The organism is Pseudomonas citri (assembly GCF_025336485.1).
GTDB classification, from domain to species: Bacteria; Pseudomonadota; Gammaproteobacteria; order Pseudomonadales; family Pseudomonadaceae; genus Aquipseudomonas; species Aquipseudomonas citri.
Genome location: NZ_JAODAB010000017.1, coordinates 36,079 through 61,981 on the forward strand (window position 1 = coordinate 36,079; position 25,903 = coordinate 61,981).

The following is a 25,903-nucleotide window of genomic DNA, read 5'->3' on the forward strand; positions in this document are numbered from 1 at the left end:
TTACTCTTAAGGCAAGCCATGGATTTTTGACCCGGCGTCGCGGTCCATGGCTGTGCCTATTACTGAAGGGAGTACGCCCATGCCTGCCCGCCGCGAACTGCAAGCACAACTCGACACCCTGCGCGAGCAATTGGACAAGAATCCGCCGCTGTCTGAGCCGGAACGCGAGAACCTGCGTCAACTGATGACTCAACTCGAGGCTGAGATCCAACTGGAAGACCAGCTACAGGACACCAACCTGGTCGACGGCGTGAACCTGGCTGTGGAGCGCTTCGAAGTAGACCACCCAACCATTGCCGTGACACTGCGCAATATCGTGCAAGCCTTGGGCAGCATGGGAATCTAGGCTCTATACGAAAAGCCTAACGGCCAGACATCAAAAAGCCCCGCTATCGGGGCTTTTGATCTTCAATTTGAAATGCAATCCCCTGAGAAAGGGATCATTGACGAACCAGGCGATGGTTCGGCAACTGCACCGCTTCGGTGCTGCGATACGGGTTGATGTCCAGCCCCCCCCGACGCACATAACGCGCATACACCGTCAACTTCTCCGGCTTGAGCAAGCGCTGCAGGTCGAGAAAGATCCGCTCAACGCATTGCTCGTGAAAATCCGAATGCTGGCGGAAGCTGACGATGTAGGCCAGCAGGCTGACGTGGTCCAGGGCCGCGCCGCGATACTCCACTGCCACACTGCCCCAGTCCGGCTGGCTGGTCACCGGGCAATTGGACTTGAGCAGATGGCTGTGCAGGCTTTCCTCGACGATGCGCGAATCATCGCAACGCAGCAGTTCCGGGCGCGGATGCTCGTAGGAATCGACGCGGATGTCCAGGTCGTCGATGCAGATACCCGGCAACGCCACAACACCTTCACGCTCCACGTCCTTGAGGTTGCGGATCCGCACACCCACTGCCTTGCCGGCGGCCGCCGACAGATCCTGGCGCAAGACCGCCTCCAGGCTCGCGGTATCGGCGAACGGGGTCTGGTTCAAGGAGTTGAGGTACAGCTTGAAGGACTTGGATTCGATGATATTCGGCGAGTCCGCCGGGATTGCGAATTCGCCGATGGCCACCACCGGTTTGCCGGAAGGCAGCAGCCACGACAGCTCGAAACAGTTCCAGAAGTCCACGCCCTTGTACGGCAGAGTCTCGGCCGTCAGCCCCAACTCCGCCCATTTCGCGGTGCGTGGGATCGGAAACAGCAACGACGGCGTGTACGTGGCGATGTATTCGCTGGATTTACCCAGCGGCGAATGTTCGGCTGCGGGATGCATGACGGAAACCTGACTGAAGAATCAGCGGATTCTACCAGTCTTTGCCGCAGCCTTTGAGTGCTTACTGTCTGACGGTCAGCTCGCCCTTCATCCCGGCCTGGTAATGACCCGGCACATTGCAGGCGAACTCCAGGCGCGTGGCCTTGGTGAAGGTCCAGGTCAGCTCAGCGGTCTTGCCCGGCTCCACCAGCACGCTGTTGGGGTCGTCGTGACGCATGCCTGCGTGCCCCTGATCCTTGGAGGCATGCCCCATGGCCGCATGATCCACGGAGCCCGCGCCCATCGCGTCATGATCCATGGCTCCAGGCCCCATTCCCTGCTTCATCGCAGTCGGGGTCAGTTGTCCGCTCTGTTGCATCTTCAGCATTTCCTGCTGGTGCTCGGCGTGCATGGCCGCATTGCCCAGATTGAACTCGTGCAGCAGTTGGCCTTTGTTGATCAGCACGAACCGCACGGTTTCCCCGGCCTTGATATCCAGCGCGCCCGGGTCGAAGGTCATGTCGCCCATCACCACATTGATGCTGCGACTGGCCTTGGCGGCCGGGGCAGGCGCACCGAAATCGAAATGACCGGGCGATGCCCAGGAAGGCGTACTGAGGACCAGCGCACAAGCGGCCAGGATCAAACGTTTACCCATCGACATGTCCATACTCCAAGCGGATAAGATTCAGCTTGTGGGAAACTCTATCCTTGTATGCCTGCCAGTCGGCTGACGGTTCGATTACAACTTTGTCAGGTTGCGCCAGCGCCGCACCGGCCACGGTATAACGCCCACGTCCAAACCACGCCTTGAGCCGCCCATGAAACTGCTGATCGTCGAAGACCAAACCAAAACCGGCCAATACTTGCGCCAGGGCCTGGGCGAAGCCGGGTTCAACGCCGACCTGGTGGCTGATGGCGTCACCGGCCAGCAAATGGCCTTGAGCGGCGACTACGCCCTGCTGATCCTCGACGTGATGTTGCCCGGGCGCGACGGCTGGCAAATCCTGCAAGCGGTCCGCACCGCCGGCCTGGATACGCCCGTGCTGTTCCTCACCGCGCGGGATGCGGTGCAGGATCGGGTGCACGGGTTAGAGCTGGGCGCGGACGACTACCTGGTCAAGCCCTTCGCCTTTTCCGAACTGCTGGCCCGGGTACGCAGTCTGTTGCGCAGGGGCAGCTCGACGCCCCAGGAAACCAGCCTGCAACTGGCCGACCTGCGCCTGGACCTGATCCGCCGCCGCGTCGAACGCAGCGGCCGGCGCATCGACCTCACCGCCAAGGAGTTCGCCTTGCTGGAAATGCTCCTGCGCCGCCAGGGCGAAGTGCTGCCCAAGTCGCTGATCGCCTCCCAGGTCTGGGACATGAATTTCGACAGCGACACCAACGTCATCGAAGTCGCGATCCGGCGCCTGCGGCTGAAGATTGACGATGATTTCCCCAACAAACTCATCCATACCGTGCGCGGTATGGGCTACGTGCTTGAAGAGCGCAGCCTGTGAAAGGCCAATGGTCCCTGAGCAGCCGGTTGGCGCTGCTGTTCGCCGCCTGCACGGCGGTGGTGTCGCTGGTGGCCGGGGTGCTGTTCAGCCATGGCAGTGAAACGCACTTCATCGAACTCGACCAACAGTTGCTGGAAGGCAAGCTGATCGGTCTGCGTCGCGCCCTGCAAGACCTCGATGCCGAACAGGCCCAGGGCCGCCTGGCAGATGAACTGAGCCGCCAGGCCGACCTGGCGCTGCGCATCAAAGGCAGCGACGGCGTGCGTTGGTATGACAGCTCGGTCCGGATTCCGGCGCAACTGCCCGAGCGCCCTGGCCTGTCGACCATCAGCGACGCCGACACCGATTACCGCGTGCTGAACGCGCCGCTGTACCCCGATCGCCCGGACTCACCGCAACTGACGCTGCTGCTGGACATCACCCACCATCAACACTTCCTGCAACGCATGCAGCGCCTGATCTGGCTGACCGTCGGCCTCTCGGCCCTGGGCACCGCCCTGCTCGGCGCCTGGGCTGCCCGACGCGGCTTGCGCCCCTTGCGACGCATGGGCGCCATCGCCGGCAACGTCTCGGCCCGTTCGCTGAACGCCCGCCTGCCCGAAGCGCAAATGCCTGCAGAACTGGCGGAATTGGCCCACAGCATCAACGCCATGCTCGGACGTCTCGACGACGCCTTTCAACGGCTCTCGGCCTTCTCGGCCGACATCGCCCATGAACTGCGCACGCCGCTGTCGAACCTGCTGACCCACACCCAGGTCACCCTCACCCGCGACCGTTCGCTGGAGGATTATCGCGAGGCATTGCACAGCAATCTCGAAGAGCTGCAATGGATGGCGCAACTGGTCAACGACATGCTGTACCTGGCCAAGGCCGACCATGGCCTGCTGACACCCAACCGCGAACCGCTGGAACTGGCGCAGGAAGTGGACGTGTTGCTGGAGTTTTTTGCACCGCTGGCCGAAGACGCCGGGATTCACTTGCACCGTGAAGGCGCCGGCCACATCGAGGCCGACCGCAACATGCTGCGCCGGGCCCTGTCCAACTTGCTGGACAACGCCCTGCGCTTCACGCCAGACGGCGGCGAAGTGCGGGTGCGAATTAACGACGGGGCACAGGGGTTGGATGTGAGCGTGGAGAACAGCGGCGAAGGCATTCCAGAAACCTTGCTGCCGCGCCTGTTCGACCGCTTCTACCGCGCCGACCCGGCCCGCCGGGAAGGCAGCAGCGAACACGCCGGGCTGGGATTGGCCATCACCCGCTCGATCATCCGCGCCCATGGCGGGCAGATCCGCTGTGAATCAGCCGACGGTTGGACGCGATTCCTGATCGAGTTGCCAAAGGGGGATTAAGCCGCCCCCCTGTGGCGAACGAGCTTATCTCACAGACATTTCGCTAAGTCCCCTCGCCGCAAGAGTCTTCAGCAAGCCCTTCTGCCACAGAGGTCTGTGTCATATCAGGAATACCGCAACGCCTGCGCTGGCTCGGTCTTCGCCGCGCGCCACGCCGGATAGACCGTGGCGAGGAAACTCAGGATGAACCCGGCCGAGCAGATCAGCACCACATCGCCGCGCTGCAGCTCCGACGGCAGGTTGCTGACGAAATACACGTCAGAACTGAAGATGTGCTGGCCGCTGACCCGCTCAAGCCAACCCACCAGCTCACTGACGTTCAACGCCGCGATCACCCCCAGCACACCACCGATGAGCGTACCGACGATGCCGATCACCGTGCCCTGGACCATGAAGATCGCCATGATCTGCCGCGGCGTGGCGCCGATGGTGCGCAGGATCGCGATGTCCGCGCCCTTGTCGTTCACCACCATGATCAGCGTGGCAATGATATTGAACGCCGCCACGGCCACGATCATCAGCAGCAACAGGCCGATCATGGTTTTTTCCATTTTCATCGCGCTGAACAGGCTACCCTGGGTGTGGGTCCAGTCGTCGGCCTTGTAGCCGGCGCCGAGGCCCGTGGCGATGTCACCGGAGACCTTCGGCGCGGCGTACAGGTCTTTCACCGCCAGGCGCACGCTTTGCACCTGGTTCGGCTGCCAATGCTGCATCTGCGCGGCGTCGGCCAGGTGAATCAGGGCCATGGAACCATCCAGCTCGGCGCCGACCTTGAACACGCCAACCACGTTGAGCCGCTGCATCCGCGGCGTGATGCCGCCAGGTGCGTTGCTGATCTCCGGCACGATCAGGGTCAGCTTATCGCCGACATTCAAGCGGAAGCGGCGCGCGGTGATTTCACCGATCACCACGCCAAATTCGCCCGGTTTCAAGGCGTCGAGACGACCCTGGACGATGTGTTGAGCGACAATGGACACCTTGCCTTCCTGGGCCGGGTCGACACCGCTGATCTGGATCGGCTGCATCGAGCCTTTATAGCTCAACATGCCTTCCATTTCGGTAAACGGCACGGCGGCGGTCACTTTGGGGTTCTTCAGCGCGGCGGCGGCCACCGGCTGCCAGTCGTCGATCGGGTTGACGCCGACGACTGTGGCGTGGGGCACCATGCCGAGGATGCGCGAACTCATTTCACGCTGGAAGCCGTTCATCACCGACAACACCACGATCATCGCCAGCACACCCAGGGCGAGGCCGATCATCGAGGTCATGGAGATGAACGAGACGAAGCGATTGCGCCGCTTGGCGCGGGTATAGCGCGTGCCGATAAAGATCGATAACGGTCTGAACATTCGCGGGGCACCGTATGAAAATAAAAGACCCGGCGCGGGCATCCAGCGCCGGGTTTCGGTCGGTCAGATGGGCGTCAGGCAACCTTCCTGCAAGTGCAGGACGCGGTCCATCTGGCGGGCCAGGTTCATGTCGTGGGTCACCACCAGGAACGCGGTACGCATCGACGTACTGAGTTCGAGCATCAGGTCCTGGATACCTTGAGCGGTATGGGAGTCGAGGTTACCGGTCGGCTCGTCAAGCATCACCAGGCCAGGTTTGTTGACCAGGGCACGGGCAATCGCCACGCGCTGGCGCTCGCCACCGGACAACTCGGCCGGCTTGTGCTCCAGGCGATGCGCCAGTCCTACCCGCTCCAGCAACGCCGTGGCCCGCTGACGAGCCTCTGGAATGGCCGTGCGACCAATCAACAGCGGCATGCAAACGTTCTCTAGCGCGGTGAACTCGGGCAGCAAGTGATGAAACTGGTAAACGAAGCCCAGGGCACGGTTGCGCAGCAGGCCACGGCCCTTCTCGTTCAGCGCCGAGAGCTCCTCGCCCGCCAGCCAGACACTGCCGGCGGTCGGCGTATCGAGGCCGCCCAGCAGGTTGAGCAAGGTACTCTTGCCCGACCCCGAGGTGCCGACGATCGCCACGCGCTCGCCAGGGTGCAATTCCAGTTGCAGGCCCGACAACACCACCACCGACTCCGGGCCTTCCTCGTAGGATTTGCCCAGGTTACGGCAGCTCAAGATTGCTTTTTCACTCATGCCCGACTCACTCATAACGTAACGCCTCCGCAGGCTGGGTGCGCGCGGCACGCCAGGCTGGATACAGGGTGGCGAGGAAACTCAGGACCAACGCGGCGCCGCAGACCATCAACACATCATCGGCCTGCAATTGCGAGGGCAGGTAGTCGATGAAATACACGTCGGCGTTGAGAAACTTGTGCCCGATCAGGCCTTCGAGTGCGGCGATCGCGGCGCTGACATTCAAGGCGGCGAACATGCCGACCAGCGCGCCGACGAACGTGCCGATCACCCCGATCACGGTGCCCTGGACCATGAAGATGCGCATGATTTGCCCCGGCGTGGCGCCCAGGGTGCGCAAGATGGCGATGTCGCCTTTCTTGTCGTTCACCACCATCACCAGCGTGGAGATGATGTTGAACGCGGCAACGGCGACGATCAGCAGCAGCAACAGGCCGATCATGGCTTTTTCCATACGGATCGCCTGATACAGGTTGCCATGGGTGCGGGTCCAGTCCCGGGCGTAATAACGGTCCTCGCCGAGTTGCTGGGCGATGCTCCACGCCGCACGCGGCGCCTGGAACAGGTCGTCGAACTTCAAGCGCAGGCCCTGGACCTGGTCCGGCTTCCAGCGGTGCAGGCGCGCCAGGTCCTGGAGGTTGGTAACGCCCAGGTAACCGTCCAGCTCGCCGGCACCGACATGAAAGATGCCGACCACGGTAAAGCGTTTCATGCGGGGGAACACCCCGCCCGGGGTCACGGTGACTTCCGGCGCGACGAAGGTCAGCTTGTCGCCAATGGCCACGCCCAGCTTGGTCGCGGCCTTGTCGCCGATGACGATGCCGAAGCTGCCGGGCGCGAGGTCGTCGAGCTTACCCTGCTGCATGAAGTTATCGATGATCGAGACCTGCCGCTCGAGCGCCGGGTCGATGCCGTTGAGCAACACCTTGGAGACCTTGCCGTTGTTGGTCAGCAGCCCCTGCATCTGGGTGAAGGGCGCGACGGCCAGCACCTGCCGGTTCTGCTTGACCTTGGCGGCCAGGCTCGGCCAATCGCTGATGGCCTCGCCGGATTCGAGGGTCGCGTGGGGCACCATGCCCAGTACGCGGGTGCGCATTTCATGGTCGAAGCCGTTCATCACCGACAGCACGACGATCATCACGACCACGCCAAGGGCCAGCCCGATGATGGATGTCAGGGAAATGAACGATACGAAATGATTGCGACGCTTTGCACGGGTGTAACGCGTGCCGATGAATACGAAGAGAGGTCTGAACATGTCGGGGCTTGTTCGGAGGGAAAAGAAACGTCCTTGTGGCGGGGGTCACAAACCAGCTTTACACTCAGACCACCGCCGCTACCATGGGTTCGCCATGTCGACATTAGATGAAGAAGATCGCCGCGAATACTACCGTATCGAGGACACGATCGCACTGGAAATTCGGCCCCTCTCCATTCCTGAAGCCGCCGGCCAGGAAGTGTTGCAGGATGCGTCTCCATTGTTCAATCTGCTCAGCGAACTGCACCTGAGCGAATTCGAATCGCAACACCTGCTGCGCCAGATCAGCGAGCGTGAGCGCAGCATCGCCGCCTACCTCAAGGCCATGAACAAACGCTTCGACCTGCTCAGCCAGGTCATCGCACTGACGGTGCTCGGCGAAATCGGCGAACCGCAGCCGGTGATCATTTCCGAAGGCGGCATCGACTTCCAATCTCCCACACCCATCGCCGTCGGCACGCACTTGTCGATCAAGCTGGTACTCATGCCGCAGGCCCTCGGCTTGTTGCTGCGCGCGAGGGTGACCCATTGCGATCCCAAGGGCGATGGCTACGACGTCGGCACCGAGTTCGAACGCCCCACCGACGCCCAGCGCCAGTTGCTGGCTCGCTACATCCTGCAAAAACAGGCGCAAGAACGGCGCCTGGCCCGGGAACAGAACGAATCAGGTATCAATAAGGAACAACCGTGACCCTCATTTATGGCCACCGCGGCGCCAAGGGCGAAGCGCCGGAAAACACCCTGACCGGTTTTCAGGAATGCCTCAAGCACGGCGTACGCCGTTGCGAACTGGATCTGCACCTGTCCATGGACGGCGAGCTGATGGTGATCCACGACCCGACACTCAAACGCACCACCGACCGTCGCGGCAAGGTGGTCGAACACACCGCCGCCGAGCTGGTGACCTACGATGCGCGCAAAGGTGGCCCGGGCTGGATCAAGCCATGCCCGATCCCGCGCCTGGAGGAGCTGTTCGAGAAATGCGATTTCGAGCATTGGCAGCTGGAGGTCAAGAGTGCCTCGCGCACCCGCGCCACCGCCACCGTGCTGGGCATACGTGAAATGGCCCAGCGTTTCGGGCTACTGGACAAGATCACCATCACGTCCAGCTCGCGGGAAGTGCTCAAGGCGGCCCAGGAGCTGACGCCGGACATTTCCCGCGGCCTGGTGGCCGAGTACGCCTGGCTCGACCCGTTGAAGGTCGCCCAGAGCTATGGCTGCGAGATCCTGGCGTTGAACTGGACCCTGTGCACGCCGGAACGCCTGATCAAGGCGCAGCGCCAAGGGCTGCATGTGTCGGTATGGACGGTCAACGAGCCCGCGCTGATGCGCAGGCTCGCCGACTTTGGCGCTGACAGCCTGATTACAGACTTTCCCGGTTTGGCCACTGCCACGCTTGAGAAAGGCTGAAATCGGTCTCCCCGGCCGGCTCAGGCCACCGGCCGGAGCCGCTCAAAAAAGCCGGTTGAGCCCGTCGTAGGCCGCTACCCGATAGGCTTCGGCCATGGTCGGGTAGTTGAACGTGGTGTTGACGAAGTACTTCAACGTGTTCGCCTCGCCCGACTGGTTCATGATCGCCTGGCCGATGTGCACAATTTCCGAAGCCTGGTAGCCGAAGCAATGCACGCCCAGCACTTCCAGGGTCTCGCGGTGGAACAGGATCTTCAGCATGCCTTGCGGCTCGCCGGCGATCTGCGCCCGCGCCATGCCCTTGAAGAAGGCCTTGCCCACTTCATAAGGCACCTTGGCCTGAGTCAGTTCCTGCTCGTTCTTGCCGATCGAGCTGATCTCCGGAATGGTGTAGATACCAGTCGGCACGTCGTTGACGAAACGCCAGCTGCCATTGTCGACGATGCTGCCAGCGGCGGAACGGCCCTGGTCGTGGGCGGCACTGGCCAGGCTCGGCCAACCGATCACGTCACCGGCGCCGTAGATGTTCGGCACGCAGGTGCGGTAGTTCTCGTCGACTTCGATCTGGCCACGGCTGTTGACCTTCACGCCGATGTTTTCCAGGCCCAGGGTATCGGTGTTGCCGGTACGGCCGTTGCACCAGAGCAAGGCGTCGGCCTTGATCTTCTTGCCGGACTTGAGGTGCAGGATCACGCCGTTGTCCACGCCTTCGACGCGGTCGTAGTCCTCGTTGTGACGCACGGTGATATTGTTGTTGCTGAAGTGATAGCTCAGGGCCTGGGAAATTTCCGAGTCCAGGAAGCTCAACAACTGGCCACGGTTATCCACCAACTCCACCAATACACCCAGGCCACTGAAGATCGAGGCGTATTCACAACCGATCACGCCGGCACCGTAGACGATGAGTTTGCGCGGGGTGTGGCCCAGGCTCAGGATGGTGTCGCTGTCGTAGATGCGCGCATGGTTGAAATCGATGTCGGCCGGGCGATATGGGCGCGAGCCGGTGGCGATGATGATGTGCTTGGCCACCAGCTTCTCGACCACGCCATTGCCACAGACCACTTCCACGGTTTGCTCATCGGCGAAGCTGCCGGTGCCGAAGAACACATCTACGCGGTTGCGAGCATAGTAGCCGGTACGCGAGGCCACTTGCTTGGCGATCACCTTCTCGGCGCTCTTGAGCACGTCCGGGAAGGAGAACCAGCGCGGCTCACCGATGGCCCGGAACATCGGGTTGGTGTTGAACTGCATGATCTGCCGTACGGAGTGACGCAGGGCCTTGGACGGGATGGTGCCCAAGTGGGTGCAGTTACCGCCGACTTGTCGGCGGCTGTCGACCATCGCCACCTTGCGCCCAGCCTTGGCGGCATTCATTGCCGCGCCTTCACCCGCCGGGCCGGAGCCCAGTACCACCACGTCGTAGTTGTAGACAGCCATGCGTACTCCTCAGAACAGGCCGTGGCACCACAGCGGCGCCGACGGCTAAATCACGCCGATTCACGGCATGAAGGAACAATTTGTGGCCGGTTCACGAGCCCGGCCACAGTCTATAGAAGCGTCAACGCCGCGCACATTACCCCTTGGTCGCGTCGTAGGCTAGTTTTGCCTGCGTTATTTCGCCACACCTATGCTTTCAGCAGCCTGTCATCGGCGCCATTCGATGCTCACCCTCGCCACAGGTCATCTACAACCCAACGTCATCATTGGGTTTCCCCCTTGGTTATGCGGTCAAACGCATCATTGGTACGAGTCACGAAACGCCCCCCGTCCCGCAGCACGAAAAACACCCCGATGCCATGCTTCTCGGCATAGTCCCAACCCCGTTCAGGGCCGAGAATCAGCAACAGCGTTGACAGTCCATCGGCCATCAGCGCCGAAGGATGAATGACAGTGACGGACGCCAGGTTATGCAGGACCGGCGTACCGATGCGCGCATCGAAGGTGTGGGAGTAACGTTGGCCGTCCTGCTCGAAATATTTACGGTAGTCGCCGGACGTCGAAACCCCGTAGCCATTGACCTCGATAACCCGTTCGGCCACTTGCCGGTCGTCCCGGGGTTCCTCCAGGGCGACACGCCAGGGCGAGCCATCGGGCTTGTGCCCGACCGCCTTGAGCTCTCCGGTGGCTTCGGCCAGGTAGCTGTCGATTCCCAGGGCCTGGAGCCGGGCGGCGATGCGGTCGACGGCGTAGCCCGCGGCGATGCTGTTGAAGTCGACCTCCACGGCCGCGTCCTTGCACAACCGGTCGCCCTCAATGCGCAAATGGCCATGGCCAATGCGCTGGCGCACCAGGGCCAAGGCCTCGGCGTCCGGCACTTTTTCTTCCCGCGATTGCGGACCGAACCCCCACAGGTTCAACAGCGGTTCCACAGTCAGGTCGTAGGAGCCGTCACTCTGGGCCGACAACTGCTCACCCACGCGGACCAACTCCAGGACTGCCGCCGGCATCACCTGACAGCTGTTGGCGGCCAGCGCATTGAAACGCTCGACGTCCGAGTCGCTGCGATAGGTCGAGAATTGCCGATCGACTTCGGCAAGGATGCCTTGCACCTCAGCCTGCACCGCCGCCGGAGCGGGCCCGGTCCGATGCTTGACGTACTGGATGGAATACCGACTGCCCATGGTCGGGCCGTCGAATCGCTCCAGGGTGTCGCCGTTGCCACAGCCGGAAAACACGCCGACCAGGGCCACAAGGGCTCCCCACCGTCCAGTTAACAAATCTTCATCTCCTCTCGAAACCGCGCCGGCCATTATGAACTTCAGCGCGCGCAAAAAACCTGCTGGGGACCAATGAGGGCCTTACGGAAACTCCTGAAAACCTGTGGGAGCAAAGCTTGCTCGCGATGAACGATGACGCGGATTTGCAGTTGAACCGTGTCGCCTGCATCGCGAGCAAGCTTTGCTCCCACAGGCTCCTCCAGGCTCTTCCAAGGTTTTTCCAAAGCTTCCACAAGATTCCAAAGGCGCGGCGTTTTCATACTAGATTGACCAGAGTGAGTACCTGCACATGTCTTCCAATACGAGCAACGGCAAGGCGATTTTTCGCGTTGTCAGCGGCAATTTCCTGGAGATGTTCGACTTCATGGTCTACGGCTTCTATGCCACGGCCATCGCCAAGACGTTCTTCCCCACCGACAGTGCTTTCGCCTCGCTGATGCTGTCCCTGGCAACGTTTGGCGCCGGGTTCCTGATGCGTCCGCTGGGGGCGATTGTCCTCGGCGCCTACATTGACCGCCACGGCCGTCGCCAAGGCCTGATCATTACGCTGGCCTTGATGGCCATGGGCACCATCCTGATCGCCTGCGTACCGGGTTACGCCGTCCTCGGCGTGGCAGCCCCCTTGTTGGTGCTGCTGGGTCGATTGTTGCAAGGTTTCTCCGCCGGCGTGGAGCTGGGCGGCGTGTCGCTATACCTGGCAGAAATCGCCACACCAGGACGCAAGGGCTTCTTTGTCAGTTGGCAATCCGCCAGCCAGCAAGCTGCCGTGGTGTTCGCCGGCCTGCTGGGGGTTGGCCTCAATCATTGGTTGAGCCCGCAGCAGATGGGCGACTGGGGCTGGCGCGTACCGTTCCTGGTGGGCTGCATGATCGTCCCGGCGATTTTCATGATCCGTCGTTCACTGGAAGAAACACCTGAGTTCCAGGCGAGAAAACATCGCCCTAGCCTGTCGGAAATCACCCGCTCCATTGGTCAGAACTTCGGTATCGTCTTGGCCGGCATGGCGCTGGTGGTAATGACCACGGTGTCTTTCTACCTGATCACCGCCTACACGCCGACGTTCGGCAAGGCCGAATTGAACCTGTCGGACCTGGATGCATTGCTGGTTACCGTGTGCATCGGCTTGTCGAATTTCTTCTGGCTGCCGGTGATGGGTGCATTTTCAGACAAGATCGGACGCAAACCCCTGCTGCTCGGTGCGACCGTCCTGGCGATCCTGACCGCCTACCCGGCACTGTCCTGGCTGGTGACGAACCCCAGCTTCAGCCATTTGCTGATCGTCGAGCTGTGGCTATCGTTCCTGTACGGATCGTACAACGGTGCCATGGTGGTGGCCTTGACGGAAATCATGCCGGTCCAGGTGCGCACCACAGGCTTCTCCCTGGCCTACAGCCTGGCGACGGCAACGTTCGGCGGGTTTACCCCGGCAGCTTGCACCTACCTGATCCATGTGCTGGACAACAAGGCGGCACCGGGGATCTGGCTCAGTGGTGCCGCAGTGCTGGGGTTGATCGCGACCCTGGTGTTGTTCAAGGGGAATCGGCATGAATTGCGGACGGCGCAGGCCGCCGTAGCGGGTGGCGCCTGATAGATCGCTATCGCCCGGGCAACCCAAAACCCAGAAAAAAAAACGCCCCGACAAGTCGGGGCGTTTTCATAGCCAACTGAAGCTTAGCGCGGGAACGCTGGCGGGTTTACACCGGCCATGTCTTCCATCACGCGAACCACCTGGCAGCTGTAACCGAACTCGTTGTCGTACCAGACATACAGGACAACGCGGTTATCTTGGGTGATGGTGGCTTCGGCATCGACCACACCGGCGTGGCGCGAGCCCACGAAGTCGGTGGAAACCACTTCCTGCGAGCTGACGAAATCGATCTGCTTGTGCAGGTCCGAGTGCAGCGCCATATAGCGCAGGTACTCGTTGATCTCTTCGCGAGTGGTGGCTTTCTCAAGGTTCAGGTTGAGGATCGCCATCGACACGTTCGGCGTCGGCACACGGATCGCGTTGCCGGTCAGCTTGCCAGCCAGCTCAGGCAGGGCCTTGGCAGCAGCGGTAGCAGCGCCGGTCTCGGTGATGACCATGTTCAGCGCGGCGCTGCGGCCACGACGATCGCCCTTGTGGAAGTTGTCGATCAGGTTCTGGTCGTTGGTGTACGAGTGAACCGTTTCAACGTGACCGTTGACGATGCCGAACTTGTCGTTCACAGCCTTGAGCACCGGCACGATGGCGTTGGTGGTGCAGGAGGCAGCGGAGACGATCTTGTCATCAGCGGTGATGTCGCCGTGGTTGATGCCGTGAACGATGTTCTTCAGCTTGCCCTTGCCAGGCGCGGTCAGCACGACGCGGTCGATACCCGGGCAGGCCAGGTGCTGGCCCAGGCCGTCGGCATCACGCCATACACCGGTGTTGTCCACCAGCAGGGCGTCCTTGATGCCGTACTGGGTGTAGTCCACCTCGGTCGGGCTCTTCGCGTAGATCACCTGGATCAGGTTGCCGTTGGCACTGATGGTGTTGTTTTCTTCGTCGATGACGATGGTGCCGTTGAACGAACCATGGACCGAATCGCGGCGCAGCAGGCTGGCACGCTTGGTCAGATCGTTCTCGGCGCCCTTGCGCACCACGATGGCGCGCAGGCGCAGGCCGTCGCCACCACCGGTTTTCTCGATCAGGATACGCGCCAGCAGACGACCGATACGACCGAAGCCGTACAGGACCACGTCAGTGCCTTTACGCGCGGCAGCGTTCTGCTGACCCACCACATCGGCCAGCTCTTCGCGAACGAATTGCTCGGCGGTGCGGCCATTGCCTTCGCTACGGAATTTGAACGCCAACTTGCCCAGATCCACCGAAGCCGCGCCGAGCTTGAGCTCGCTCATGGCTTTGAGCAGAGGGAATGTTTCGTGGACGGAGAGTTCGCTGTCGTCGGAAGAACGGTGGCGAGCAAAGCGATGGGCTTTGAGGATCGCGATGACAGACTGGTTGATCAGGCTGCGGCCAAAAATCGAGCTCACCACATTGTTATTGCGGTAGAGCTGACCGATGAGAGGGATCATCGCTTCGGCGAGTGCTTCACGATCGATCCATTCACCAAGACACTGGTCGGGCTTCTGAGTCACGGTAACCTTCCACATGTAGGGACAGAAAAAAGGGGCTACATTATGCCGCCGAGTCCACGACTGAGCAATGCGCGCCTGTCGCACCGTGGCTTTTCCTGCCCACACAGGCAGTCTGCGACTGACAGCAGGCCCCTTCCCCCGCTACAATTGTCGACTTTGTCGCAACGCTGGAGCTCAATCTTCCGTGCCCGTTCTGCGTCTTCCGCATCTCCCTGCCGCGGCAGGTAAACAGCACTGGGGCAATCTGCCCGGTGCCGCCCTGAGCCTGGCCATCGCCGAGGCGGCCAGCGCTGCAAAGCGCTTCACCCTGCTGCTGACGGCCGACAGCCAAGGCGCCGAGCGGCTGGAACAGGAACTGGGGTTCTTCGCACCGGACCTGCCGGTCTTGCATTTCCCCGACTGGGAAACCCTGCCCTACGACCTGTTTTCACCCCACCAGGACATCATCTCCCAGCGAATCGCCAGCCTTTATCGGTTGCCGGAGCTCAGTCATGGCGTTTTGGTAGTGCCGATTACCACGGCCCTACATCGCCTGGCGCCCACCCAGTTCCTGCTTGGCAGCAGCCTGGTGCTGGACGTCGGCCAGAAACTCGATGTCGAGCAAATGCGCACCCGCCTGGAGGCCAGCGGCTATCGCTGCGTCGACACGGTGTACGAACACGGCGAATTCGCCGTCCGTGGCGCATTGATCGACCTGTTCCCGATGGGCAGCAAGCTGCCCTATCGCATCGACCTGTTCGATGACGAAATCGAGACCTTGCGCACCTTCGACCCGGAAAACCAGCGCTCCATCGACAAGGTCTCGTCGGTTCGCCTGTTGCCGGCCAAGGAGTTCCCGCTGCAAAAAGACGCCGTGACCCGCTTCAAGGCACGGTTTCGCGAGCGCTTCGATGTGGATTTCCGGCGCTGTCCGATCTTCCAGGACCTGAGCAGCGGCATCACGCCCGCCGGCATCGAGTACTACCTGCCGCTGTTCTTCGAAGAGACTTCCACGCTGTTCGACTACTTGCCCCAGGACACCCAGGTATTTTCCCTGCCGGGCATCGAGCAGGCGGCGGAAAACTTCTGGAACGACGTGCGCAACCGCTACGAAGAGCGTCGCATCGACCCTTCCCGGCCGCTATTGCCACCGGCCGAGCTGTTCCTGCCGGTGGAAGACTGCTTCGCCCGCCTCAAGAACTGGCCGCGAGTCGTCGCCAGCCAGCAGGACGTGGAAACCGGCGTCGGTCGCGAACGCTTCCCGGCCAAGGCCCTGCCGGACCTAGCGATCGAAGCCAAGGCCACGCAACCCCTGGCGGCGCTGGCCGGCTTCCTCGACGGGTTCCCAGGCCGCGTGTTGTTCACCGCCGAATCCGCCGGCCGCCGCGAAGTACTGCTGGAGCTACTCGAACGGCTGAAGCTGCGACCCAAAGCGGTGGACAGCTGGCCGGATTTCGTCGCCAGCAAGGATCGCCTGGCGATCACCATCGCCCCGCTGGACGAAGGGCTGGTGCTCGACGACCCGGCCTTGGCACTGGTGGCCGAAAGCCCGTTGTTCGGCCAGCGCGTCATGCAGCGCCGCCGTCGCGAGAAACGCGCCGACGCCAGCAACGAAGCAGTCATCAAGAACCTCACTGAACTGCGCGAAGGCGCGCCAGTGGTGCACATCGATCACGGCGTGGGCCGCTACCTCGGCCTGGCCACGCTGGAAGTCGACAATCAGACCGCCGAATTCCTGACCCTGGAGTACGCCGAGGGCGCCAAGCTCTACGTGCCGGTGGCCAACCTGCACCTGATTGCGCGCTACACCGGCAGCGACGACGCCCTGGCCCCGCTGCATCGCCTGGGCTCGGAAACCTGGCAGAAAGCCAAGCGCAAGGCCGCCGAACAAGTGCGCGACGTGGCCGCCGAGCTGCTCGACATCTACGCCCGCCGCGCCGCCCGCGAAGGCCACGCCTTTGCCGACCCGAAAGCCGACTACGAAACCTTCAGCGCCGGTTTCCCCTTCGAGGAAACCGTCGACCAGCAGAGTGCCATCGAAGCCGTGCGCGCCGACATGCTCGCGCCCAAGCCCATGGACCGGCTGGTGTGCGGCGACGTGGGATTCGGCAAGACCGAAGTGGCGATGCGCGCGGCGTTCATTGCCGTGCACAGTGGCAAGCAGGTGGCCATCCTGGTGCCGACCACCCTGCTCGCCCAACAGCATTACAACAGCTTCCGCGACCGCTTCGCCGACTGGCCGGTGACGGTGGAAGTGATGAGCCGCTTCAAATCCGCCAAGGAAGTGAACGCCGCCGCGGCCGACCTGGCCGAAGGCAAGATCGATATCGTGATCGGCACGCACAAGTTGTTGCAGGACGATGTGAAGATCAAGAACCTGGGCCTGGTGATCATCGACGAGGAGCACCGTTTTGGCGTCCGCCAGAAAGAGCAACTCAAGGCCCTGCGCAGCGAAGTCGACATCCTCACCCTGACTGCCACGCCGATCCCGCGCACGCTCAACATGGCGGTGTCGGGCATGCGCGACCTGTCGATCATCGCCACGCCACCGGCCCGTCGCCTGTCGGTGCGCACCTTCGTCATGGAACAGAACAAGAGCACGGTCAAGGAAGCCTTGCTGCGCGAGCTGCTGCGCGGCGGCCAGGTCTATTACCTGCACAACGACGTCAAGACCATCGAGAAATGCGCCGCCGACCTGGCCGAGCTGGTACCGGAGGCCCGTATCGGCATCGGTCATGGACAGATGCGCGAACGCGAACTCGAACAGGTGATGAGCGACTTCTACCACAAGCGCTTCAACGTGCTGATCGCCTCGACCATCATCGAGACCGGCATCGACGTGCCGAGCGCCAACACCATCATCATCGAGCGCGCCGACAAGTTCGGCCTGGCCCAGTTGCACCAGTTGCGTGGTCGGGTCGGGCGTAGCCACCACCAGGCCTACGCCTACCTGTTGACGCCGCCGCGCCAGCAGATCACCCCGGACGCGGAAAAACGCCTGGAAGCCATTGCCAACACCCAGGACCTCGGGGCCGGTTTCGTGCTGGCCACCAACGACCTGGAAATCCGTGGCGCCGGCGAATTGCTCGGCGACGGCCAGAGCGGCCAGATCCAGGCCGTCGGCTTCACGCTGTACATGGAAATGCTCGAACGGGCGGTCAAGTCGATCCGCAAGGGCGAACAACCGAATCTCGACCAGCCCCTGGGCGGCGGACCGGAAATCAACCTGCGGGTGCCGGCGCTGATCCCGGAAGACTACCTGCCGGATGTCCACGCGCGGCTGATCCTCTACAAACGCATCGCCTCGGCCACCGACGAGGAAGGCCTCAAGGATTTGCAGGTGGAGATGATCGACCGCTTCGGCCTGCTGCCGGAGCCGACCAAGAACCTGGTGCGCACGACCCTGCTCAAACTCAAGGCCGAACAACTGGGCATCAAGAAAGTCGACGGCGGCCCCAACGGCGGTCGCATCGAGTTCGAGGCCCAGACGCCGGTCGACCCATTGGTGCTGATCAAGCTGATCCAGGGCCAACCCAAACGCTACAAGTTCGAAGGTGCCACCATGTTCAAGTTCATGGTGCCCATGGAACGCTCGCAAGAGCGTTTCAATACCGTGGAGGCGCTGTTCGAGCGCCTCGCCCCGACCACTGCTTGAAGGACGCCACATGCGCCTGTTTCGCTCACTGACCTTGATGACGACCCTGGTCGCACCCCTGGCGTCTGCCGACGACCTGTATCAGGTTGAAATGATCCTCGTGCGGCAGAACGCGGAGCCGGCGATCATCAGCCGCGCCGCACCAGAAGATTGGGACGCCGGCGCGCACCGCCTCGGCGCCGACACCCAGCGCACACCCGCGCTGGGCAACATCGTGGAAAAACTCAACGCCAGCGGCCAATACACCGTGCTGATGCACAAGGCCTGGCAGCAAACCCTGGGCGAACAGCCCAGCAAGATCGCCATCAGCGACGGTACTGAACAATTCGGCCAGTTTCCCATCGAGGGCACCCTGGCGCTGAAACTGGGCCGTTTCACCGACGTGGATGCGGACTTCTGGATCAACCAGATCAACACCAATGGCCTGGTCACTGCCAGCGAGCGCCTCAAACAGCAAAGCCACACCAAGAACGGCCAGCTGAACTTTCTCGACAACGGCCACCTCGGCCTGCTGATCAAGATGACCTCGTTGACCGCGCCTGCGCCACGGCAGGCACCTGAAGTCATTCCGGACTGATCGGCGCGCCTATGCCCTCGCCCCTGAGCAAACCCCTGGCACCTTCCTGGGTCAATCGATTCAAGGAACAGAGCCTGGAGCGTGGGCGACGTTATGCGCTGGAAAACCGCGTGCGGATTGTCGAGACCGGCGACAGCATCATCGTCGCCAGTTGCGAAGGTTCTGGGGGCAATGTTTATCGTCAGACCATCCGCCTGAAAGAGTCCGCCAAGGGCACGCTGATCCTGCTCGAAGCCGCCTGCTCGTGCCCCGTGCGCATCAACTGCAAGCATTGCGCCGCGGCCTTGCTGCAAGTCCAGGAAACCCTGGCCTATCCAGCCGCCGAGAAGGACGCCCAATTGCTGGAGAAACTCCAGGCGGTCCTGGACAACCGCAACCCCAAGGCACCGCCGCAGGTACTGGTGGACAACGTGCAACCGGTACCGCGCCTGTGGCTGGCGAGCGTCGAGTTCAGCGCTTTCGAACCGCGTAACGGCAAGATGCAGCGCTACATCCAGCACCGTGCCGCCCTGTCGTTCAGCTACCTGGACGAATACGTCAGCGGCCAGCGCAACACCGACGTGCTGATTCGCCAGGAAACCCAGACGCTGCGGATAAAACGTCATACGGACGTGGAACAGTCCTACCGCGAACAACTGCGAATCCTCGGCTTCAAGGTCGCGACCCGGCAGAGCAAGGCCCTGCCGGAAAGCGCCGGCGAGTTGTATGAAATGGTCAATGACAGCGCCTGGCTGACCTTCACCCTCAACGACCTGCCTAAACTGCGCGACCAAGGCTGGGAATTGCAGATCGACGAGGATTTCGGCTTTGACCTGACGGCCGTGGACGAGTGGTACGCTACCGTCGACGAAACACCGGAGCGGGACTGGTTCGACCTGGAACTGGGAATCATCGTCAATGGCGAGCGCCTGAGCCTGTTGCCGATCCTGCTGAACCTGATGCGCTCGCACATCGAGCTGTTCAACCCGGAACGCCTGGCCAGGCGTCGCGACGACGAGCTCATCCTGGTCAACTTGCCGCACCGTCCCAACTCCGAGTTCGGCCCACAGCAAGTGGCCCTGCCGTATGGGCGACTGAAACCGGTGCTGGCAACCCTCGGCGAGTTTTACCTGCAAGAACCCGGCACCACCAAACTGCGCCTGAACAGCGCGGACGCCTTGCGCCTCAATCCGCTGCAAGACATGCCCTTGCGCTGGGAAGGCGGCGAACACATCCGTGGCCTGGCCCAACGCCTGCGGGACGTCAGGGACTACACCTGCACCGCGCCCGAAGGTTTGAACGCAACACTGCGGCCTTACCAACTCGAAGGCCTGAGCTGGATGCAATCCCTCAGGCAGCTGGAAGTCGGCGGTATCCTTGCGGACGACATGGGCCTGGGCAAAACCCTACAGACGCTGGCGCACATTCTCAGCGAAAAAAACGCCGGACGCCTCGACCGCCCCTGCATGGTGGTGATGCCCACCAGCCTGATTCCCAACTGGCTCGACGAAGCGTCGCACTTCACGCCCCAGCTCAAGGTGCTGGCGCTGTATGGTGCCGGACGCAAGAAGCATTTCGAACGGCTGGGCGACTACGACCTGGTCCTCACCACCTACGCCCTGCTGCCCAAGGATGTCGAGCGCCTGAAGGCGCAACCGTTGCACGTACTGATCCTGGATGAAGCCCAGTACATCAAGAACCCCACCAGCAAGGCCGCCCAGGCCGCCCGTGAACTCGATGCCCGCCAGCGGCTGTGCCTGTCCGGCACACCGCTGGAAAACCACCTGGGCGAATTGTGGTCGCTGTTCCACTTCCTGCTGCCGGGCTGGCTGGGTGACGTCAAGAGCTTCAATCGCGATTACCGCGCACCGATTGAAAAGCGCGGCAGTGATGTACGCCTTCAACACCTCAACGGTCGGATAAAACCCTTCCTGCTACGCAGGACCAAAGAGCAAGTGGCGACGGAGCTGCCACCCAAGACCGAGATCATCCATTGGGTCGAACTCAGCGACGCCCAGCGGGACGTGTACGAAACCATGCGCCTGGCGATGGACAAGAAGGTCCGTGACGAAATCACCCGCAAAGGCGTGGCCCGCAGCCAGATCATCATCCTTGAGGCCCTGCTCAAGCTGCGCCAGGTGTGTTGCGACCTGCGCCTGATCAGCGACACCGCCCTGCCCACCCGAGGCAGCCTTTCGGGCAAACTCGACAGCCTGATGGAAATGCTCGACGAACTGTTCGAAGAAGGTCGCCGGGTGCTGCTGTTTTCCCAGTTCACGTCGATGCTGGCGTTGATTGAAGACGAACTGAAAAAGCGCGGTGTCGATTACGCGATCCTGACCGGCCAGACCCGGGATCGACGCACACCGGTGAAAGAATTCCAGAATGGCAAGCGTCAGATCTTTCTGATCAGCCTGAAGGCCGGCGGTGTAGGTTTGAACCTGACCGAAGCCGACACCGTGATCCATTACGACCCGTGGTGGAACCCGGCCACGGAACACCAGGCCACCGACCGTGCCTACCGCATCGGCCAGGAAAAACCGGTGTTCGTCTACAAGCTGATTGCCCGAGGCACGGTGGAAGAAAAAATCCAGCTGCTGCAAAAGGAAAAATCCGACCTGGCGGCCGGCGTACTGGACGGACGCGTGGCCGGAGACTGGAAATTGCAGAGCGAAGACATCGAGGCCCTGTTCGCGCCATTGCCAGACAAGCTGGAAAAGCGCTGATCTACCGAGACTCTCGAGTGCTCACGGGGCCGGCGCTCAGCACCCATCTGCTGTGGGGGCAATGCTTGCCCGCGATAGCGGCACAACAAATCGCCTTCAATCAATCAACTGGGCCGCTTTCAACGCCCCGAGCGCCTCCAGCCAGCGTGGATCCTGACGATACTCGGTGGTAGCAAAGGCCCGGCCGCGCATTCGAGCGATCCGCGCCGAAGGCTTGACCTTCAGGCGCTGGGCGGCGCTCAACGCCAGTTCCGCGGCGGCGCGGTCATTGCAGACCAGGCCCATGTCGCAACCGGCCGTCAGGGCCGCCTCGATACGACTGGCTGCATCACCGACGACATGGGCGCCGGCCATCGACAGGTCGTCACTGAAAATCACACCATCGAACTGCAACTCGCCGCGCAGAATGTCCTGCAACCACCGCCGGGAAAAACCCGCCGGGCTGGCATCGACCTGCGGATAAATGACATGGGCCGGCATGACAGCGGCGAGCTGCTGGGTCAAACGAGCAAACGGCACCAGGTCATTGGCGCGGATCTGCTCCAGGCTGCGCTCATCCTGGGGAATGGCTACGTGGGAATCGGCCTCGGCCCAGCCGTGCCCCGGAAAATGCTTGCCCGTGGCCGCCATCCCGGCAGCATTCATGCCGCGAATGAAAGCGCCGGCCAGCAACGCCGCACGCTCGGGATCACCTTCGAAAGAACGGCTGCCCACCACCGCGCTGCGCTGGTAATCGAGGTCCAGCACAGGGGCGAAACTCAAGTCGAGACCGACCGCCAGCACTTCAGTAGCCATGATCCAGCCGCACTGTTCGGCCACGTACTCAGCGTTCGGGTTGTCGGCAATCGCCCGCATGGCCGGCAACCGTACAAACCCCTGCCGCAGGCGCTGAACCCGTCCGCCTTCCTGATCGACCGCCAGCAAGAGGTCGGGACGAAGGGCGCGAATCGAAGCGCTCAGTTCCCTTACCTGACGCGGATGTTCAATATTGCGGGCAAAAATGATCAGGCCGCCCACTTCGGGCTGACGCAACAGGTGGCGATCTTCGGCCGTCAGCCAGGTACCGGCGACATCCACCATCAACGAGCCTTGCAGGCCAGCAGTCATACTATTTCCTTGGTAGCGAAGAACCCGTACGCCGGTCCAGGCATAACCGCGCCGCAGGGCGCAAAGCCCGGCAAGTCGTGGTTATGCACTGCAGAGAGTACGGGTTCGATAGAAGGGTCGGCATGGGCGACTAGCTTAACGGATGCAAGCTGTTGCGCCCACCCATGGGCTCAAGCCTTGGCCAGGGCCGGGGCGGTTTTACTTCTGGGACGCAACTGTGCGGCGGCCATGGCCTCGTCGGTGACACCGCTTTCAGCGCGCATGCCGGCCGCCAGGAACGGCACCATCAGGCGCATCACCTGCTCGATCGAGGTGTTCACCCCGAAATCGGTTTCGGCAATAGCCCGCAAGGCCTTGATGCCAGACATGCTGAACGCGGCGGCACCGAGCATGAAGTGCACGCGCCAGAACAACTCGATGGGTGGAATTCGTGGCGCCGCCTCGTTGACCAGCAGCATGTAGCGGCGGAACACCTTGCCGTACATGTCTTCCAGGTAACGGCGCAGGTGCCCCTGGCTCTGGCTGAAGGCCAGGCCCAGCAGGCGCATGAAAATGGAAAGATCGTTGCCGCTGCGCGGTTGCACGACGAGGGCTTGCTCGACCAGGATCTCCAGCAGCTCTTCCAGGCTCGGCTTGACGTCGGGCTTGGCCTGGCGCCGCTCCAGCTCGCGATCGAGGCTCAGGCAGAAAGGACCGAGGAACCGGGAGAAAACCGCCTGGATCAACGCTTTTTTCGAACCGAAGTGATAGTTCACCGCCGCCAGGTTCACGCCGGCCTTGCTGGTGATCAGACGCAACGAGGTTTCGGCGAAACCTTTTTCCGCGAACAATTGCTCGGCAGCATCGAGAATGCGTTCAACGGTTTCCGACTGGGCCATGGCTACTCCGCCTAACAAACACTTGTTTGAAACATACGTTTGCAGCCTGGAAGTTGTCAAGCCTGCCGGGACGTTTTGCGAACGCCCGGTCAGGTATTTAACCACACCTTTCCCACGCTGTAGCCATGTCGCCGCCAACGACACGACCGACCGTCCAGCGGCCAGGGAAAAAAGGAGGATTGCCAAGTGGCGTTCACTGTATATAATCCCAGTCACTGTATAAAAAGACAGAGCGATCAATATGCTAAAGCTGACGCCACGCCAAGCAGAGATTCTGGCCTTCATCAAACGCTGCCTCGAAGACAACGGCTATCCGCCGACCCGCGCGGAAATCGCTCAGGAGCTGGGCTTCAAGTCCCCCAATGCGGCTGAAGAACACCTCAAGGCGCTGGCCCGCAAGGGCGCGATCGAAATGACGCCGGGCGCATCCCGCGGCATTCGCATCCCCGGCTTCGAAGCCAAGGCCGACGAAACTACCCTACCGATCATTGGCCGGGTCGCCGCCGGCGCTCCAATCCTCGCCGAGCAGCACATCGAGGAGTCCTGCAATATCAACCCTTCGTTCTTTCATCCACGGGCCGATTACCTGCTTCGCGTGCACGGCATGAGCATGAAGGACATCGGCATCTTCGACGGCGACCTCCTGGCCGTCCACACCACTCGCGAAGCCCGCAACGGCCAGATCGTGGTGGCGCGTCTTGGCGATGAAGTCACCGTCAAGCGCTTCAAGCGCGAAGGCAGCAAAGTCTGGCTGATCGCTGAAAACCCCGAGTTCGCCCCCATCGAAGTGAATCTGAAAGATCAGGAACTGGTCATCGAAGGCTTGAGCGTCGGCGTCATTCGCCGTTAAAGGAGGCGTTATGCAGATCCCTTACACCCCACAACACACACAACTTCCGCTGTTCGAGGCTTTCATGGCCCAGCCGCTGGTTCCGGCCTTGAAGGAGGTCATCGAATCGCCTTGGGGCGTCGAACCCGAGCCCTTCAGCGAACTGTCGTTACGTGGTGCGGCCGGGAACTGCTTGAACCTGTTGGCGCCGATCCTGCGCGAACTCAGCCAGGATCAGGATGCACGCTGGTTGACGCTGATTGCACCACCGGCCAGCGTCACCCAGGCCTGGCTACGGGACGCCGGACTGAATCGTGAGCGTATCCTGCTGCTGCAACCGCGCGGCACTCAAAGCGCCCTGCAACTGACTTGTGAGGCATTGCGCCTGGGTCGCAGCCACACGGTGGTCAGCTGGCTCAACCCGCTGAGCACGAGCGCGCGGCAACAGTTGATCAGCGCCGCCCGCACCGGGGACGCACAAAGCCTGAATATTCGATTGGGTTGATACAAACACGAGGCTTCTCCAGGACAGAGAAGCCGGTCAGTAGAAACGGTCTTTCAAAAAGCCGACAGACGGGATCAATGGAGAACCCGCGGGCCCTCTTCCTTGTTGAATTCGCCTTCAACCAGCCGTCCCGCCATCTGAACGCCGACGCTCAGCATCGCCTTGGCGACCTCAACGTGTTGGCCCTGAAGGAACGCCTTGGCATCTTCGGAAAAGTTCAGGGTAACCAGAGAACCCTCGTCCTCAGCCCTTCGCAGCTCGATTCGGCCATCAGGAAGTTCGACAATTTCTAGAAAGGACGTAGGCATAAAAGTCTGTTCTCCACGAAAGGCGAGGATTATATAGTCATCAGTCAGGCTTCGCTCGGGATCTTGACCAAGCGTAATCCACCAACCGCCTGGGCCGACGGAAAACTCAGCATTCAGTCAATCCTTCGCGAAAGCGAAGCGCCAGGCTCTTGAGGTTCTGGCGCCAACTTTCCAACTCCTCCCGGGTCAACTCCTGCTCAGGTTCTGGTTCGTCCAGATTGACCGCCACGATCAGTGGCTGGGTCACGTCGCCCTTGGGCTTGTGCGGGGCACGCGGTGGCTGGAACAGCGCGGCATGGGCCGCCAACAATCTGGCCAGCCAGGTTTCCGGATTGTGCGCCAGCTCAACCATCTCGGCCAGCTCAGGAATGGCGATGGTTTCCAGGACTTCGCGCGTCAACAACAGCTCGGCCCGCGGCGCATTGGCCTGTGGCAAGCGATAGAAACCCGCAATTTCATGGCACAGCCCCAGCAACGCGCCGTACAGGTGAAACAACGCCGCTTCGCGTCCTGCCTGGAGCAACGCCGGGGAGTTCAGCGCCCGCCCATCTTCGGTCCTGGAAAGGGCTTCGAGCGACAGACCGGCAAAGTAGATCTTCTGGTTGGTGCGGGTATAGAGTTCGTGGGCCATGGCGGCATCCTCCCCCAACGAAATAAA

General features: G+C 61.8%; 24 protein-coding genes. 11 read left to right on the forward strand and 13 right to left on the reverse strand.

Translation table 11 applies throughout. The features are described from left to right. Nucleotides 1-79: 79 nt before the first annotated feature. Complete coding sequence (locus N4Q37_RS18360; protein ID WP_260960940.1) at nucleotides 80-346, forward strand: DUF4404 family protein; 267 nt, start codon at nucleotides 80-82, stop codon at nucleotides 344-346. 94 nt (nucleotides 347-440) lie between these two features. Here N4Q37_RS18360 and queF read toward each other — a convergent pair whose 3' ends face one another. After that, nucleotides 441-1,271, reverse strand: coding sequence for an NADPH-dependent 7-cyano-7-deazaguanine reductase QueF (gene queF, locus N4Q37_RS18365; RefSeq protein ID WP_260960941.1), 831 nt, complete (start codon nucleotides 1,269-1,271; stop codon nucleotides 441-443). 61 nt (nucleotides 1,272-1,332) lie between these two features. Continuing rightward, nucleotides 1,333-1,914, reverse strand: coding sequence for a cupredoxin domain-containing protein (locus tag N4Q37_RS18370; RefSeq protein ID WP_260960942.1), 582 nt, complete (start codon nucleotides 1,912-1,914; stop codon nucleotides 1,333-1,335). Between the two features lie 157 nt (nucleotides 1,915-2,071). Between N4Q37_RS18370 and N4Q37_RS18375 the strand changes: the two genes are divergently transcribed. Together N4Q37_RS18375 and N4Q37_RS18380 are read left to right on the forward strand one after the other, a co-directional pair. Next, entirely contained in the window at nucleotides 2,072-2,752 is a 681-nt protein-coding gene (locus tag N4Q37_RS18375; RefSeq protein WP_260960943.1) for a heavy metal response regulator transcription factor, read from the forward strand. Beyond that, nucleotides 2,749-4,101, forward strand: coding sequence for a heavy metal sensor histidine kinase (locus N4Q37_RS18380; RefSeq protein WP_260960945.1), 1,353 nt, complete (start codon nucleotides 2,749-2,751; stop codon nucleotides 4,099-4,101). Before N4Q37_RS18375 ends, N4Q37_RS18380 begins: the two co-directional genes overlap by 4 nt. 104 nt (nucleotides 4,102-4,205) lie before the next feature. Here N4Q37_RS18380 and N4Q37_RS18385 read toward each other — a convergent pair whose 3' ends face one another. The 3 genes from N4Q37_RS18385 to N4Q37_RS18395 all read right to left on the reverse strand — a co-directional run bounded on the left by N4Q37_RS18385 (nucleotide 4,206) and on the right by N4Q37_RS18395 (nucleotide 7,455). Beyond that, nucleotides 4,206-5,450 (reverse strand): lipoprotein-releasing ABC transporter permease subunit, encoded by a 1,245-nt coding sequence (locus tag N4Q37_RS18385; protein ID WP_260960946.1) that lies wholly within the window; start codon nucleotides 5,448-5,450, stop codon nucleotides 4,206-4,208. Between the two features lie 63 nt (nucleotides 5,451-5,513). Continuing rightward, nucleotides 5,514-6,197, reverse strand: coding sequence for a lipoprotein-releasing ABC transporter ATP-binding protein LolD (gene lolD / locus N4Q37_RS18390; RefSeq protein WP_260960948.1), 684 nt, complete (start codon nucleotides 6,195-6,197; stop codon nucleotides 5,514-5,516). Between the two features lie 7 nt (nucleotides 6,198-6,204). Next, nucleotides 6,205-7,455 carry a lipoprotein-releasing ABC transporter permease subunit gene (locus tag N4Q37_RS18395; protein ID WP_260960949.1) on the reverse strand — a complete coding sequence of 417 codons (1,251 nt, stop codon included), beginning with the start codon at nucleotides 7,453-7,455 and terminating at the stop codon, nucleotides 6,205-6,207. A 94-nt stretch (nucleotides 7,456-7,549) separates the two neighbouring features. Between N4Q37_RS18395 and N4Q37_RS18400 the strand changes: the two genes are divergently transcribed. Beyond that, on the forward strand, nucleotides 7,550-8,146 hold the full coding sequence (locus N4Q37_RS18400) for a PilZ domain-containing protein (RefSeq protein WP_260960950.1): 597 nt from the start codon (nucleotides 7,550-7,552) through the stop codon (nucleotides 8,144-8,146). Continuing rightward, nucleotides 8,143-8,865, forward strand: coding sequence for a glycerophosphodiester phosphodiesterase (locus tag N4Q37_RS18405; protein WP_260960951.1), 723 nt, complete (start codon nucleotides 8,143-8,145; stop codon nucleotides 8,863-8,865). Before N4Q37_RS18400 ends, N4Q37_RS18405 begins: the two co-directional genes overlap by 4 nt. 42 nt (nucleotides 8,866-8,907) lie before the next feature. Here the strand turns inward: N4Q37_RS18405 and sthA are convergent, their stop codons facing one another. From sthA to N4Q37_RS18420, 3 genes are all read right to left on the reverse strand, one after another. After that, the gene (sthA, locus tag N4Q37_RS18410; protein WP_260960952.1) at nucleotides 8,908-10,302 is read right to left on the reverse strand and encodes a Si-specific NAD(P)(+) transhydrogenase; all 1,395 of its coding nucleotides are present in this window, start codon (nucleotides 10,300-10,302) and stop codon (nucleotides 8,908-8,910) included. 263 nt (nucleotides 10,303-10,565) lie between these two features. After that, nucleotides 10,566-11,555, reverse strand: a complete 990-nt coding sequence (locus N4Q37_RS18415) for an FAD:protein FMN transferase (protein WP_260960953.1) — start codon at nucleotides 11,553-11,555, stop codon at nucleotides 10,566-10,568. Between the two features lie 68 nt (nucleotides 11,556-11,623). After that, nucleotides 11,624-11,842 (reverse strand): hypothetical protein, encoded by a 219-nt coding sequence (locus N4Q37_RS18420; protein ID WP_260960954.1) that lies wholly within the window; start codon nucleotides 11,840-11,842, stop codon nucleotides 11,624-11,626. 29 nt (nucleotides 11,843-11,871) lie between these two features. Between N4Q37_RS18420 and tcuC the strand changes: the two genes are divergently transcribed. Continuing rightward, the gene (gene tcuC, locus N4Q37_RS18425; protein ID WP_260960955.1) at nucleotides 11,872-13,170 is read left to right on the forward strand and encodes an MFS transporter; all 1,299 of its coding nucleotides are present in this window, start codon (nucleotides 11,872-11,874) and stop codon (nucleotides 13,168-13,170) included. Between the two features lie 83 nt (nucleotides 13,171-13,253). Here the strand turns inward: tcuC and N4Q37_RS18430 are convergent, their stop codons facing one another. Then, complete coding sequence (locus N4Q37_RS18430; protein WP_260960956.1) at nucleotides 13,254-14,717, reverse strand: glyceraldehyde-3-phosphate dehydrogenase; 1,464 nt, start codon at nucleotides 14,715-14,717, stop codon at nucleotides 13,254-13,256. A 169-nt stretch (nucleotides 14,718-14,886) separates the two neighbouring features. Here N4Q37_RS18430 and mfd point away from each other — a divergent pair, with 169 nt between their 5' ends. Genes mfd through N4Q37_RS18445 form a run of 3 tightly spaced genes read left to right on the forward strand, consistent with a single transcriptional unit; the run spans nucleotide 14,887 to nucleotide 21,618 of the window. Further along, complete coding sequence (gene mfd, locus N4Q37_RS18435) at nucleotides 14,887-18,336, forward strand: transcription-repair coupling factor (protein ID WP_260960957.1); 3,450 nt, start codon at nucleotides 14,887-14,889, stop codon at nucleotides 18,334-18,336. Between the two features lie 10 nt (nucleotides 18,337-18,346). Next, nucleotides 18,347-18,913 (forward strand): peptidoglycan binding protein CsiV, encoded by a 567-nt coding sequence (locus N4Q37_RS18440; RefSeq protein WP_260960958.1) that lies wholly within the window; start codon nucleotides 18,347-18,349, stop codon nucleotides 18,911-18,913. Nucleotides 18,914-18,924: 11 nt separating this feature from the next. Further along, on the forward strand, nucleotides 18,925-21,618 hold the full coding sequence (locus tag N4Q37_RS18445) for a DEAD/DEAH box helicase (protein WP_260960959.1): 2,694 nt from the start codon (nucleotides 18,925-18,927) through the stop codon (nucleotides 21,616-21,618). A gap of 96 nt (nucleotides 21,619-21,714) precedes the next feature. Here N4Q37_RS18445 and nagZ read toward each other — a convergent pair whose 3' ends face one another. Beyond that, nucleotides 21,715-22,713, reverse strand: coding sequence for a beta-N-acetylhexosaminidase (gene nagZ, locus N4Q37_RS18450; RefSeq protein ID WP_260961030.1), 999 nt, complete (start codon nucleotides 22,711-22,713; stop codon nucleotides 21,715-21,717). Nucleotides 22,714-22,895: 182 nt separating this feature from the next. Beyond that, nucleotides 22,896-23,603, reverse strand: a complete 708-nt coding sequence (locus N4Q37_RS18455; protein ID WP_260960960.1) for a TetR/AcrR family transcriptional regulator — start codon at nucleotides 23,601-23,603, stop codon at nucleotides 22,896-22,898. Between the two features lie 241 nt (nucleotides 23,604-23,844). Between N4Q37_RS18455 and lexA the strand changes: the two genes are divergently transcribed. Together lexA and sulA are read left to right on the forward strand one after the other, a co-directional pair. Beyond that, nucleotides 23,845-24,453 carry a transcriptional repressor LexA gene (gene lexA, locus N4Q37_RS18460; RefSeq protein WP_260960961.1) on the forward strand — a complete coding sequence of 203 codons (609 nt, stop codon included), beginning with the start codon at nucleotides 23,845-23,847 and terminating at the stop codon, nucleotides 24,451-24,453. A gap of 10 nt (nucleotides 24,454-24,463) precedes the next feature. Then, nucleotides 24,464-24,937 (forward strand): SOS-induced cell division inhibitor SulA, encoded by a 474-nt coding sequence (sulA, locus tag N4Q37_RS18465; protein ID WP_260960962.1) that lies wholly within the window; start codon nucleotides 24,464-24,466, stop codon nucleotides 24,935-24,937. Between the two features lie 74 nt (nucleotides 24,938-25,011). Here the strand turns inward: sulA and N4Q37_RS18470 are convergent, their stop codons facing one another. Together N4Q37_RS18470 and N4Q37_RS18475 are read right to left on the reverse strand one after the other, a co-directional pair. Continuing rightward, nucleotides 25,012-25,245: a hypothetical protein gene (locus tag N4Q37_RS18470; protein ID WP_047227208.1), complete on the reverse strand. Its 234-nt coding sequence runs from the start codon at nucleotides 25,243-25,245 to the stop codon at nucleotides 25,012-25,014. Between the two features lie 106 nt (nucleotides 25,246-25,351). Continuing rightward, nucleotides 25,352-25,876, reverse strand: a complete 525-nt coding sequence (locus tag N4Q37_RS18475; RefSeq protein ID WP_260960963.1) for a DUF6586 family protein — start codon at nucleotides 25,874-25,876, stop codon at nucleotides 25,352-25,354. Nucleotides 25,877-25,903 lie beyond the last annotated feature (27 nt).

Coding starts and splice junctions, on each gene's coding strand:
- tcuC (WP_260960955.1), top strand. CDS start 11,872: ATGTCTTCCAATACGAGCAACGGCAAGGCGATTTTTCGCGTTGTCAGC.
- lolD (WP_260960948.1), bottom strand. CDS start 6,197: ATGAGTGAAAAAGCAATCTTGAGCTGCCGTAACCTGGGCAAATCCTAC.
- queF (WP_260960941.1), bottom strand. CDS start 1,271: ATGCATCCCGCAGCCGAACATTCGCCGCTGGGTAAATCCAGCGAATAC.
- N4Q37_RS18360 (WP_260960940.1), top strand. CDS start 80: ATGCCTGCCCGCCGCGAACTGCAAGCACAACTCGACACCCTGCGCGAG.
- N4Q37_RS18400 (WP_260960950.1), top strand. CDS start 7,550: ATGTCGACATTAGATGAAGAAGATCGCCGCGAATACTACCGTATCGAG.
- N4Q37_RS18370 (WP_260960942.1), bottom strand. CDS start 1,914: ATGTCGATGGGTAAACGTTTGATCCTGGCCGCTTGTGCGCTGGTCCTC.
- N4Q37_RS18395 (WP_260960949.1), bottom strand. CDS start 7,455: ATGTTCAGACCTCTCTTCGTATTCATCGGCACGCGTTACACCCGTGCA.
- N4Q37_RS18475 (WP_260960963.1), bottom strand. CDS start 25,876: ATGGCCCACGAACTCTATACCCGCACCAACCAGAAGATCTACTTTGCC.
- N4Q37_RS18470 (WP_047227208.1), bottom strand. CDS start 25,245: ATGCCTACGTCCTTTCTAGAAATTGTCGAACTTCCTGATGGCCGAATC.
- N4Q37_RS18455 (WP_260960960.1), bottom strand. CDS start 23,603: ATGGCCCAGTCGGAAACCGTTGAACGCATTCTCGATGCTGCCGAGCAA.
- lexA (WP_260960961.1), top strand. CDS start 23,845: ATGCTAAAGCTGACGCCACGCCAAGCAGAGATTCTGGCCTTCATCAAA.
- N4Q37_RS18375 (WP_260960943.1), top strand. CDS start 2,072: ATGAAACTGCTGATCGTCGAAGACCAAACCAAAACCGGCCAATACTTG.
- sulA (WP_260960962.1), top strand. CDS start 24,464: ATGCAGATCCCTTACACCCCACAACACACACAACTTCCGCTGTTCGAG.
- sthA (WP_260960952.1), bottom strand. CDS start 10,302: ATGGCTGTCTACAACTACGACGTGGTGGTACTGGGCTCCGGCCCGGCG.
- N4Q37_RS18440 (WP_260960958.1), top strand. CDS start 18,347: ATGCGCCTGTTTCGCTCACTGACCTTGATGACGACCCTGGTCGCACCC.
- N4Q37_RS18430 (WP_260960956.1), bottom strand. CDS start 14,717: ATGTGGAAGGTTACCGTGACTCAGAAGCCCGACCAGTGTCTTGGTGAA.
- N4Q37_RS18420 (WP_260960954.1), bottom strand. CDS start 11,842: ATGAAAACGCCGCGCCTTTGGAATCTTGTGGAAGCTTTGGAAAAACCT.
- N4Q37_RS18385 (WP_260960946.1), bottom strand. CDS start 5,450: ATGTTCAGACCGTTATCGATCTTTATCGGCACGCGCTATACCCGCGCC.
- N4Q37_RS18445 (WP_260960959.1), top strand. CDS start 18,925: ATGCCCTCGCCCCTGAGCAAACCCCTGGCACCTTCCTGGGTCAATCGA.